Source organism: Cyanobacteria bacterium FACHB-DQ100 (assembly GCA_014695195.1).
In the GTDB taxonomy this organism is placed as follows: Bacteria; Cyanobacteriota; Cyanobacteriia; order Leptolyngbyales; family Leptolyngbyaceae; genus Leptolyngbya.
In genome coordinates, this window is the sequence record JACJNW010000044.1 from 122,887 (window position 1) to 134,689 (window position 11,803).

The following is an 11,803-nucleotide window of genomic DNA, read 5'->3' on the forward strand; positions in this document are numbered from 1 at the left end:
TTCTGCTGACAGACGGAAGACCAAATGCCCGAAAGTATTCACCATTGGAAGATAAACTATTACAGTCCGTTCTCTCGGCAAAGTGCCAATTTCTGGATGAATTCGTTCACCTCCGACCTGCTGATTATTCTGTTTCTGACGCTGGCAAACGGGTTATTTGTCATGTCTGAACTGGCGATCGTGTCTGCCCGCAAAGTCCGCCTTCTGCAAAGCGCGAATCAAGGCGACGCTAAAGCGAGAGTCGCCCTACGTCTAGCAGAGCAGCCGAATAATTTTTTAGCAATCGTTCAGGTCGGCATTACTTTAATTGGAATTGCGTCCGGTGCATTCGGGGAACAAGCCTTAACTCGTCGATTAGAACCATTCTTTCAATCCGTGCCCTTTCTTGCGCCGTACAGTCAAGCGCTGGCGTTTGGAATTGCCATTTTGAGCCTGACTTATCTGACGCTGATTGTCGGTGAACTCGTACCAAAACGACTCGCACTCAACTCGCCAGAAGTAATTGCAACTTGGGCAGCCGTTCCGATGAGTTTGATGGCAAAAATCGCAGCCCCGATCGTCTATTTACTCAGCACGTCTACCAATATTGCGGTTCGATTTTTGGGCATTCGTCCGTCGGATGATCCGCCTGTCACCGAAGAAGAAATCCGCGTGATGATCGAGCAAGGCACCGAAGCGGGAATGTTCGAGCAGGCAGAAGAAGACATTATGAAGCGGGTGTTTCGGCTGGGCGATCGTCGTATTAGTTCGTTGATGACTCCCCGCTTAGAGATTACCTGGATTGATCTGGAGGATTCGATCGACGAGATTCGTCGCCAGATAACAGAAAGCGCCCATGCTCGATTTCCCGTTTGTCAGGGTGGATTAGATCACTTGCTCGGTGTGGTGCAAACTTATGATCTGTTGGTTAATCTCATGTCGGGGCAGTCGCTTGAGTTTACCAGTTCGCTCCAGACTCCGGTGTTTGTGCCAGAAAGTACCCGCGCCCTGAAAGTATTGGAATTGTTTAAGCAAACCGGAACTCAGATTGCATTTGTGGTCGATGAGTATGGGGTGATTCAGGGACTGGTGACGCTGACGGATGTGTTGCAGGCGATCGTCGGAGACATTCCCACAGTTGAGGAGTTAGCAGAACCGCAAGCGATTCAGCGCGAGGATGGTTCTTGGCTACTGGATGGAATGCTGCCCATTTATCAATTCAAAGAGATTTTAGACCTTGAAGACCAAGAGCTTCCCGGAGAACAGCGAGGTAGCTATCAGACGTTGGGCGGTTTTGTGGTGATGTATTTGGGACGCATTCCCACCGCTTCGGATGCTTTCGAGTGGGAAACACTCCGGTTTGAAGTGATGGATATGGACGGCAATCGCGTGGATAAAGTTTTAGTTGAGGCTGCTAAGTCCTACGGAACAATCCAAGAGATGTAACACTTAAGCGAACAGCGCATGAATCGCTAACCAAATACAAGCAGGATTGTTGCTGGTATAGCTCACCCGATGTTTTTGGTGGGCTGGAATCAATAGATAATTTCCTGCTTTGAGATCGATCGTTCTCCCATCCTCATACATTAACTGCGCCTCACCCTGCAATAGCAACACCCATTCATCGCGGGGTTGATCGTACCATTCACCCTCCGGCGTGGTTTGTCCAGTTGAAATAATGCGTTCAACTAATAGCTGATCGGTTTCAATTAATGGCTCAAATAGTTCTCGATCGAGCGATCGCTCCCCAATCTCAAAGATGTTTCCAATCATACCTACCCTTGAATTGCTGCGATTACGACCTGAGCAAAGTTGCCCCACGTGGGTTTAATCTGAAGTCTTGCAAAACATCGCGAACAATTGAGCAAATTCCGATGATCCGCAAACCAAACCGGAGTCAGCGGCATTCGGAACGGTGCATACAAGACAGATTTTTGGGGTCGATCGAGAAAGCAAGCGTTATGCACAAAGCCTTGACCGGATTGAATATCGTTCGCATCATTGCCTGGATAAGCCCCCCAAGTCAGTTGAGGCACGCCGAAATTGGCAGCCGACCAAGCATTCACGCCGATCGCGCCATACTTCAAATTCGCAACCGCATCTTCTACGTTTGACTTCGACAAAATTACGCAGGACAAATTGCCCCAAATTTTCTCATTAGCAAAGGGAACGACACGATCAAGAAATTCTTCTGCGGTCGTCGCGTCTAAACTCACCTCAGCCAGCACTCCACAAAAAGCTTCGTTTTGTAGCGCATAATCATCCTCAATATTCGGAATGAATGTCCACGGTACAATCGCTTCCGTGCGAGTGCCGAAGATTTCAGCTTGGGGATAACGATCGAGAAATGCCTGATAGCGCTGTTGCGCCCCTGGATAGTAAGCGTTGCGACTGGGAGTTTTGGCGAGTTCTTCTCGGATTAGATCGAGGAAACGATCGCGCAGTTTCCACCCGCTTGCCGTCACAATCACCTGTGCAGCCACACAGTTAAAACTGGCATTGTTGACTACCATACTCGCGACATGACGAGCTTGATATCTTAACTCCGACTCAGACCAATCGCCGGGAACAATCAAAACCGGAGTGACACAGCCTAGCTCAGAGGTGATCGGCTTCGGCTGAGGGAGTGATTGAACGATCGCTTCATAAGTATGATGCGACCCCGTGATGTGAATGGTGTCAATTTTTGGATGCTGACAAAGAAATGCGCCGACATCAGCGCCACCATAGACAATTTGCAGAAAACCATCCGCGATTAACGGCTCAAACGCTTGCTCTAAAAATTTCCCTACATAAGCGTTGACCGGATTCATCTTCAGCAAAACGACTTGATTTTCAGCAAATAGCTTGTGAATTGCATCGAGCGGCGGCGTTGCTCCGACATTCCCCGCTCCCAAAACCAGCGCAATCCCTCCAGTTTGAGAAACCTGACGAGATTCAAAGTCCCCCACTCGTGGGGAGTTTAGGGGGCTTTCTGAGTCTTCAGCCGCACCTCGATCGAGCCAAACTTCCCCCCGAAACCCAAGCCAAAGCAATCGATCGAACCAATTATCGGGGAACGCCCGCGCAATATTATTTTCGATTTTTGCAGTTCGTCCTTCGAGTGTTCTGACGATCGCCCGCAGCATCGTCAAGGTCGCTACTGCTCCGGTCAGATATTCTTCACCTACCCACTTTGGATCAAATCCCTTCGCCTCACACGCCGCGATCGCCCACGGCTCTGCAACCGCCATCACACCATGCATACACCGCTTCAGATAATCAATCCGCGCTGCCGTTTTGACCTGGAGCCACGCAGATTTCCGGGAATTTAGTAAATCGATCGCACATTCGGTTTGGGTAAACATTTCGTAGGTCAAAATCGTAATGACTATGATATAGTTGTTAAAGTTTCGTGATCCTAATACGAAACCTGCTACTCTTGCAAGGAGAATTAAATCCCATGACCCAAGAAGGATGCTTGCGTGTCGGTCAGAGCGCACCCGATTTTGCTGCTACCGCCGTCATCGATCAAGAATTCAAAGACATTAAACTGTCTGACTATCGTGGCAAATACGTGGTGCTGTTCTTCTACCCGCTCGATTTTACCTTTGTTTGTCCGACCGAAATTACCGCCTTTAGCGATCGCCACGAAGAGTTCAAAGCGATCGGCACCGAAATCCTTGGAGTATCAGTCGATAGCGCGTTCTCGCACCTCGCTTGGATTCAAACCGATCGTAAATCGGGTGGTGTGGGCGACTTGAACTATCCATTGGTTTCAGACATCAAGAAAGAAATCAGCACCGCTTACAATGTGCTTGATCCTGAACAAGGAATTGCACTGCGCGGTCTGTTCATCATCGACAAAGATGGTGTGATTCAACACTCGACAATCAACAACTTGTCGTTCGGTCGCAGTGTGGATGAAACGCTGCGGACGCTACAAGCGATCCAATACGTACAATCGCACCCGGATGAAGTTTGCCCCGCAGGTTGGAAACCCGGTGATCAAACGATGAATCCTGATCCGGTGAAGTCGAAGGAATACTTCGCAGCGGTTTAAGCATTCTAGACAGGCTGAGTATTGCCCCTAAGATTAAGGTCTTGGGGGTTTTATTTTGCCAGTTTTATTGTTTATTGCAATCGTGCGATCGTCTCATACCAAATTGATTTTTGAGTGCGACAGATCTCGGAAGCCCCCTAAATCCCCCACGCGTGGGGGACTTCAAGCCCAATCTGTTTCGGATTCTCAAAGTCCCCCAGTATGGGGGATTTAGGGGGCGAAGGATCTGTCGCATTAATAAATTGATTCGGTATCAAATAGCCTTCTTTTGATAGACGGCATGGCTAGATCAGGAGTTCTATAACAGTTGTGATGAGATCAAACCGATAGCAATGACTGTAGAAGTTTTAAGAAAAAGCGACATGATGGCGCATTTACTGGATGCGCTAGATGCAGGGGAAGACATCGGACATTATGGGCGGTTAGTGTTTGCGATGATTGCGCGGCATTTCTTGTCGAAAGAAGAAGTGATTGAATATCTCCTGAAGGACAAAGACTGCGACGAAACCGAAGCAAAATCACTCTATGAGCAAGTTCAGGGCAAAGATTACAACCCGCCGAAGCGCGATCGTATTCTCGAATGGCAACAGCAGCAGGACTTTCCCATCTGCCCGAATTCCGATGACCCAGATGCTTGTAATGTTTACCGCGATTTAGAGTTTCCGCAGCACGTTTACGAACATATCTCAAGCTACTACGCGCATAAGGCTTAGCTACTTGTTGGGAGTGAGGAGTCTTATCCTCTACTCCCCAACTTCTAACCGCCCATACCCGGAATCAACCCGCCGCCTAGCCGTTTCAGCGCCCGATTTGCTACATCTGCATATCGCATTTCACCGCACATAATCTTGCCGAGTCGATCGGTCGCAGTCGGACGCTTCACACCCACTTTGTAGCCAATTCCCGGCACACGATAAAACAGATTCGCCAGCCGTTGTGCCCAAACCATATCGCTACCCCAGTCGCGCTGAATCGTTTCGGTGTATTGCGCCAAGGCAGATTGATCTCCATTCAACGATTGATCGATCGCTTCTGCAGCTTTCATACCGCTATACATCGAAGGACGAATCCCTTCAGCCGTCATTGGATCAACGATCGCAGCCGTTTCTCCTGCCAACACTGCATTCTGAGTATGCAGTGTTTGATCGCCATCCCAAAATACGATCGGATGCGTGTAAATCTGTGCGCCACTGGTATTAAAGCCTGCTTCCTTTGCATACTTCGACAAAGCAGCGTTGAAATCCGTGCGATCGTCCCCTCGAAATGAGGCGGTTCCAGCAGAGAATCCTTCTGCTTTCGGCAAATTCCAGATAAAGCCGTTTTTCAGCATTCCGAAGTCGAACTGAGCAGTATTGCCGATCGCTTGAGGCGCTTCCATTACCGCACCCATGCGGGTTTTGCGCTCTTTGAATCCGAGCCATTTTGCCATCGATCCTTTTGCACCGTCGGCAGCAATGAGATATTTAGCTTCTAAGGTCCCAGCCGTTGTGTTGACTTGCCAGTGATTGCCTTTAAATTCGATGCCTGTGACTGCGGTTGCATCTTGGAGTTTCGCGCCTGCTTGCTGTGCCTGCTGCATCAAATACTCATCAAACCGATCGCGCTGCACCATCCACATCGGCTCAGGTGTGTTTAGCGTTGCATTCACTGGATCGCCAAGCTTCCAGGTATAGCGAATCGAATTCACTTTACGCGAGATCACGGGGCTGAAATCGAAATCGAACCATTGAGCGATCGCAGGAGATACCCCACCGCTACAGGGTTTATAGCGGGGGAGGGCTTCTTTTTCCAGCACTAAAACAGAGCGCCCACGTTTGGCAAGATGATAGGCAGCAGTTCCTCCGGCGGGGCCTGCTCCGACAACAATACAATCAAACATATGCTGGAACCTCACTCCTACGTCAACGCTATGTAGATTATTCAAACGTTCAGCTCGTGATCCGAACTGTTTCGGTAATTCACAGAAATGCTCTGCTAGTGTACGTTAGATTCTAAAAAAATTCCGGCGTTTCCTCAGCTTAGGAGAGCAATCATCATCAAGTATTTACAAATTTCCCGATGAACTCTGTAAGGGGATGCTTGAAAAGTCTTCGATCGTTATCTCGAAGCGAAGAGACTTTCTAGATGTTTCAAACATCATCTAAGTTGCCGAATGATTTGAACGAGCAAGCTAAAAGAGTGCGAATTATCGCTCTAGCCAAGCCCGCATTTTACCCGGATTTAATAATCCGTAGGGATCAACTTTTTCTTTGAATTGAAGTTGCGCCAGATCCACCATTTTCATCCCACCATCTTCGATCAGATAAGTATGAGGATTGAAAATAAACGCGCCATTTGATTCATGATGAGCGATGATTTCATTTAATCGTTCTTCAGTCGAATACCGCACCAATTGTAGCGAAGCCGGACGCGCCGTTCCCCCGACCCTCAAAAACTCCAAGTGCATCATCACTTCATCACCATAGTGATGATACATCTCTTCTAAAAGCGTCAGATTCTTGTCATCTGGAAATAGCGTTTGTAGATAAGTAATCGACGAATCAACGCTGCGAGCATGAAGCGTTGTATGATTCCAACTGTACTCAGCTAAAGCAAATCCTTTTCCTGCATCTTCAGCATTTTTTTGATAAGAAATCTCACCACCGAATTCTTTTACAAATTCATTGAGCGGCTCTAAACAAGTCTCAGAAACAATCAAAAGCGCACAACTTTTTCTGCTCGGAATATAGCTTTTCAATGCCGCGAAATAGTTCGGAATGGGATCAGCGCAAATGCACACCAATTTTTTGATCATGCCGTCCGCATCGCTGAGAGATTGCCCAAATCGAGCCGCGCTCATAAAATTCGAAAAGGTCACAATCACTTCTGCCCAAGGATAAGCAGGCGCAAGCGGAATCTCTAGTTCCGTGATAATTCCATTCGTGCCATACGCATGAGCGACTTGGTACACATCATCCCCGCGTAAGTCCAGCACTCTTGGCTGATCTTCCATCGTCACTACTCGCACCGCCAGAAGATTGCCCCGATCGCGCAGTTGTCCATAAGTCACCGAGCCAATTCCGCCGCTACCGCCACCGATAAACCCGCCGATCGTGGCGGTGCGATAGGTGGACGGAGCCATGCGAATTTCCCAGCCGATCTCGCGGGTTTGTTTGTCGATCGCCGCTAGTTTCGCACCTGCCTCGACTCGCAGCAAACCAGGCTTCATCCATTTCACTGCGGTCATTCGAGTTAAATCCAGAATCACGCCGCCTTCGAGTGGAATACATTGCCCGTAGTTTCCGGTTCCCGCACCCCGCACGGTGAGGGGAACGCGATATCGAACACACGCCTGCGCCACTTGTAACACTTCTGCTTCATTCACTGGACGCACTACCACATCGCCGAATTTGTCCTGCAATTGAGGCTGCAAAACTGGGCTGAAATGATAGTAATCCTGCGAGAGTTTTGCGACTTGGCTTGGCTCGGTGATGAGATCAAGTCCTGCCAAATCTGCTAAAACCGATGCGATCGCGTTAGAAGTGGTTGTGGTCATGCCGCTGTCCTCATAGTCTTGTTTCTGACTATAAAGGGATTTTTCGCTTTCAACTGTACTTGCGATCGCAAAATTTCTAATAAAAAACCCTGATCCGAAGACCAGGGTAAATAATCAGGGTGCATCTACCACTCCACTATTCCCAAAGTGGGAGAGCTATCCGGAGGATTCGCAAAATTTCTAATAAAAAACCCTGATCCGAAGACCAGGGCAAATAATCAGGGTGCATCTACCACTCCACTATTCCCAAAGTGGGAGAGCTATCCGGAAGAATTAGCGACGTTTTTGAGATTTAAATCGACGATCTCGCTCTCTTTGAGGAGCCTGAGACGATTTACCGAATGCAGCGTTGTAGATTTTCTCGTTTGCCTCGGCAGATTTGAATAGATCAACGATTGGATTCGGATAATCCACGCCTAAGCGCACGTTAAATCGCTGCTGCTCCACAGGCAAAAGTTTCCAAGGCTCATGAACTTTAGCAGCGGGAACCTCTTTCAGCGCTGGGAGCCAGTGTTTCACATAAGAGCCGTCTGGGTCGTAGTCCTTCGATTGCTTGATGATGTTGAAAAACCGAAATCCCCGCGCATCATTTCCGACTCCTGCGGTGTAGTTCCAGTTGCCCCAATTGCTACAGACATCGTAATCAATCAGTTGAGACTCGAACCATTCTGCGCCCCACTGCCAATTGATTCCCAAATTTTTTGTGAGAAAGCTGGCGACATTTTGCCGTCCTCGATTCGACATAAATCCGGTCGCGGCAATTTCCTGCATATTCGCATCTACAAGCGGAAAACCTGTTTTCCCTTCGCGCCAAAGTTCAAACCGCTCGACATCTTCTTTCCACGCGATCGGAATCCGTTGCAAGCCCGATCGATAAAAGATACGATCGCCATGTTTCGCCACAATAAACCGAAAGTAATCGCGCCACAGCAATTCAAAAATCAGCCAGTAAGTTGAGTCGTTCCGCACCCGCTTCGATTCATAGTCTTGAACTTGCGAATAGATGTAGCGCGGCGACAAACATCCCAAGGCTAACCATGCTGAGAACTTAGAAGAGTAATCGACTCCCAGCATTCCGTTGCGCGTTTCTTTGTAAGCCTTGAGTGCATCTTGATTCCAGAAATACTCCTGAAGCCGAGCCTTTCCCGCTGTTTCACCGCCCTTGTACGGAATCATGTCTCTCGGATCTGGTTCTGGTGCTTCGAGTCCAAACACACTCAACGCTGGAATCTCACCTGAACTAATCTCCGGCAATTGCGGCAGTCGCTCTGGAGTCGGAAACACTTCGTACACAGTCGAAGACTTCTCAACCTGCTTGCGGAAACTCGTAAACAGTTCTGGAGTCTCGCTAATCTCGAATGGCAAATCATCACGATGATAAAGCGTCTGTCCCCAAAATTCTTGGGTTGAGACACCGATCGCTCTCAACGCCTCACTTAATGTCTTTTCAACCTCCGTTTCTTCGGAAGTAACTTCGTGATAGTAATAAACCAATTCAACGTTCAATTCTTTGGCGATCGCCGGAATCACTTCTTCGGCTTTCCCTTGCCGCACAATCAAATCGCTGCCGAGCGATCGTAAATTCTCACGCAAGTCCGCAACGCTTTCGAGCAGAAACTGCGCTCGGATTGCCCCAGTTTTGGGAAATCCATACGGAGTCGTGCCAAACTGTCTCGGCTCAAAACAATAAACTGGAATAACACTTGCACCGGATCGAACTGCTTTGACTAACGGTTCATGATCATGAATCCGTAGATCATTGCGATACCAAATAATAATCCGCTTCTCTGCCACGATCGAGTCTTGTAAACGCTTCACGTCGATCGTAACGTTTCTAAACAAGAGCGCGACCGCCAAGTGGACGATCGCGCTCTAAATATCGGCTCCCTACTGACCGAAGTTTTAGCTGACAAACACAGGAATACTGGCTAACACTGAAGCCAAAAGACTCGGAATCAATTGCATTGCAAACTGAAGCACAAAAATCGCCAAGATTGCCGAAAAATCAATCCCACCTAACGGTGGAATAATGCGACGAAAGAGGTTCAAATACGGATCAGTCAACTGGCTTAACACTGCGAAGGGCTGTTTATACCAGTCGATATTTGGGAACCAACTGAGCAAGATGCGGATAATCAGCAATGCAAAGTAAATTCCCAGAAATTGATTGATCGTTGTAATAAGCAAAATGGCTGGATTCATATCCTTTCCGTTTCCTTCTAATGTAGGGATCTACGATTCGCTCTCAGAACAGTTTAAGCGATCTTTTTTGTTCTTGTACTCTTGCTGCGGAGGCACGTCATTCTTCGCGGGTGGTTTCTCGCGCTCCGGGCAAATCGTTCTCAATCGCACGTCCATTCACGTTGCCTAACTGCTGACGCACATCGTCGATCGCATCATTCAGTTGAGCAATCTTATCCTCTAAACCTCGACGCGCTAATTCAATATTTTGCTCGGTTGAGGGACGCATCCGGCGTTTTGGCTTGGGGAGTTCTGATTTGGCTTGAGTGTCTTCGGTTTCTTCTGCAAATCGTTGCGCGGTTACGACCGAGCCGATAATCCCGCCAACAATGCCACCGACGATCGCACCCAGAACAAATCCACCAGAAAAATTATCTTGTTGACTCATACGGCGATCGTTCCTCAAACTCTATAAGACTTCTATTGTATCGATCCTCAAGTCCCAAAGATCCGATCGCCCGCATCTCCCAAGCCAGGGACAATAAACCCGCGATCGTTCAGCACTTCATCAATCCCCGCCGTGTAAATGCTCAAACTTGGATAAGCCGCACCTAATTTTTGCAGGGCAGGTGGAGCTGCAACGACTGCAACAATTCGCACAAATGCCGGATCAATTCCACGCTGAGTTAATTCTTCCATCGCTCGAATTGAGCTTCCACCCGTTGCCAGCATCGGATCAACGATCAAAACTCGCGTTTGCGGATCAAAGCGATCGGGCAATTTATTCAAGTAGCAACTCGCTTCGAGCGTTTCTTCATTTCGCACCAGTCCCAGATGGTAGATCGATGCTAAGGGTAACAACGACTGTGCGCCATTCAGCAAACCGAGTCCAGCCCGCAGAATCGGTACGATCACGATCGGAACTTCAGAATTGACAAAGGTTGCCGGACAGGGAGCGAGAGGAGTTTCGATCGTGGTGTCGATCGTTGGCAACCATTCGCGCACGGCTTCATACGTGAGCCACCGTCCTAATTCTGTGATTGCACTGCGAAATATCGTTGAGGGTGTTTCAGCATTCCGAGCGACACCAAGCCAATGTTTGATCAGGGGATGGGGTGGAACGTATACACGCAGTTGCGGACTCATAAGCGCTCATCTTGAATAATCTGAATCATCATACTCCTTACTGCTTCAATATTTTCGGTGATAGGTTGAAAAATTGCGCGATCGTCGCTGTCGATTTTATTGAAATACTTTCTCATTAGTGTTGACAAAGTTTTTCAACAAGCCGTATAGTAATTTTCAGTGTTCTCCTCTCTAGAGGATCGGCGGGCGCAAACAACGATGAGTTTTGCGTCCGATTTTTTTATCTATTAAATTTATTAACAAGACGCGCAGGGCGAATAGCACTTAGCTTCCAGAAATTGGAGTCAAATTGTTAATCAGTTTGTGAGATGAGCCGCTACTCTAGCAGCACGATCGGTAGACAGGTCTGAAAGGTTCTAAAATCCTGATCTGTTGTAAAGATAGAATCGTTGCGACGATAGGCAACAGCACAAATTAGAAAATCCGTATTCGAGCCTTGAATTCCATTGCGGCGGCAGGTGTTGAAAAATTCAGCAGCGGTTTCGTAGTCGTCTCGGAGAACCATTACGTCTGGAAAAGCTCGAAGATAGTCGCGTAGTCGCCTGAACTGTTCAATTGTGCGAAGCCCGGAGAGAATTTCTTGGCGAATGGCTCCGAGAATGCTGACCTCATCTTCAGTGATGAGTGTGCGAAGTCGATCGACGATTTCGGAATCAGGAGCATTACGACGCAAAGCCAGTGACCAAACAGAAGTATCAACAATTACGCTCATGGAGTTTGGCGTTGAGCTTTGTAGTCATAACTTTCTTCGTAGTCGATCGTTCCAAATAACTCGACGATTTTGCGACGTTGGCGGCGTTGAATGTACTCGCGTAGAGCGGTTTCGATGACAGATTCTAGGTTCTGCTGTTCATCGAGTGCCAATGCTTCCTGAATTAGAGATTCATCCAGATTGAGCGAGTGAGTCATTGCTACTAGCG

The 11,803-nt window shown here is 48.1% G+C and carries 13 protein-coding genes; 3 read left to right on the top strand and 10 right to left on the bottom strand.

What is annotated here, in order from left to right:
* The first annotated feature begins 96 nt into the window (after window positions 1-96).
* Complete coding sequence (locus H6F51_25515; GenBank protein MBD1825834.1) at window positions 97-1,425, top strand: HlyC/CorC family transporter; 1,329 nt, start codon at window positions 97-99, stop codon at window positions 1,423-1,425.
* 3 nt (window positions 1,426-1,428) lie between these two features.
* On the opposite strand, the gene H6F51_25520 is transcribed toward H6F51_25515, so the two are convergent.
* Window positions 1,429-1,752, bottom strand: a complete 324-nt coding sequence (locus tag H6F51_25520; GenBank protein ID MBD1825835.1) for a cupin domain-containing protein — start codon at window positions 1,750-1,752, stop codon at window positions 1,429-1,431.
* A 2-nt stretch (window positions 1,753-1,754) separates the two neighbouring features.
* Window positions 1,755-3,326, bottom strand: a complete 1,572-nt coding sequence (locus H6F51_25525) for an aldehyde dehydrogenase family protein (GenBank protein MBD1825836.1) — start codon at window positions 3,324-3,326, stop codon at window positions 1,755-1,757.
* A gap of 95 nt (window positions 3,327-3,421) precedes the next feature.
* Here H6F51_25525 and H6F51_25530 point away from each other — a divergent pair, with 95 nt between their 5' ends.
* On the top strand, window positions 3,422-4,021 hold the full coding sequence (locus H6F51_25530) for a peroxiredoxin (protein MBD1825837.1): 600 nt from the start codon (window positions 3,422-3,424) through the stop codon (window positions 4,019-4,021).
* 332 nt (window positions 4,022-4,353) lie between these two features.
* Window positions 4,354-4,734, top strand: coding sequence for a hypothetical protein (locus H6F51_25535; protein ID MBD1825838.1), 381 nt, complete (start codon window positions 4,354-4,356; stop codon window positions 4,732-4,734).
* 44 nt (window positions 4,735-4,778) lie between these two features.
* Here H6F51_25535 and H6F51_25540 read toward each other — a convergent pair whose 3' ends face one another.
* The 8 genes from H6F51_25540 to H6F51_25575 all read right to left on the bottom strand — a co-directional run bounded on the left by H6F51_25540 (window position 4,779) and on the right by H6F51_25575 (window position 11,792).
* Window positions 4,779-5,900, bottom strand: coding sequence for a geranylgeranyl reductase family protein (locus H6F51_25540; GenBank protein ID MBD1825839.1), 1,122 nt, complete (start codon window positions 5,898-5,900; stop codon window positions 4,779-4,781).
* A 306-nt stretch (window positions 5,901-6,206) separates the two neighbouring features.
* Entirely contained in the window at window positions 6,207-7,556 is a 1,350-nt protein-coding gene (locus H6F51_25545; GenBank protein ID MBD1825840.1) for an FAD-binding oxidoreductase, read from the bottom strand.
* 273 nt (window positions 7,557-7,829) lie between these two features.
* Window positions 7,830-9,350 (bottom strand): DASH family cryptochrome, encoded by a 1,521-nt coding sequence (locus tag H6F51_25550; GenBank protein MBD1825841.1) that lies wholly within the window; start codon window positions 9,348-9,350, stop codon window positions 7,830-7,832.
* Between the two features lie 108 nt (window positions 9,351-9,458).
* Window positions 9,459-9,758: a YggT family protein gene (locus H6F51_25555; GenBank protein MBD1825842.1), complete on the bottom strand. Its 300-nt coding sequence runs from the start codon at window positions 9,756-9,758 to the stop codon at window positions 9,459-9,461.
* A 97-nt stretch (window positions 9,759-9,855) separates the two neighbouring features.
* Entirely contained in the window at window positions 9,856-10,185 is a 330-nt protein-coding gene (locus H6F51_25560) for a hypothetical protein (GenBank protein ID MBD1825843.1), read from the bottom strand.
* A 47-nt stretch (window positions 10,186-10,232) separates the two neighbouring features.
* The gene (gene upp, locus H6F51_25565; protein ID MBD1825844.1) at window positions 10,233-10,883 is read right to left on the bottom strand and encodes a uracil phosphoribosyltransferase; all 651 of its coding nucleotides are present in this window, start codon (window positions 10,881-10,883) and stop codon (window positions 10,233-10,235) included.
* A 316-nt stretch (window positions 10,884-11,199) separates the two neighbouring features.
* The gene (locus H6F51_25570; protein MBD1825845.1) at window positions 11,200-11,595 is read right to left on the bottom strand and encodes a PIN domain-containing protein; all 396 of its coding nucleotides are present in this window, start codon (window positions 11,593-11,595) and stop codon (window positions 11,200-11,202) included.
* The gene (locus tag H6F51_25575; GenBank protein ID MBD1825846.1) at window positions 11,592-11,792 is read right to left on the bottom strand and encodes a type II toxin-antitoxin system VapB family antitoxin; all 201 of its coding nucleotides are present in this window, start codon (window positions 11,790-11,792) and stop codon (window positions 11,592-11,594) included. Before H6F51_25575 ends, H6F51_25570 begins: the two co-directional genes overlap by 4 nt.
* Window positions 11,793-11,803 lie beyond the last annotated feature (11 nt).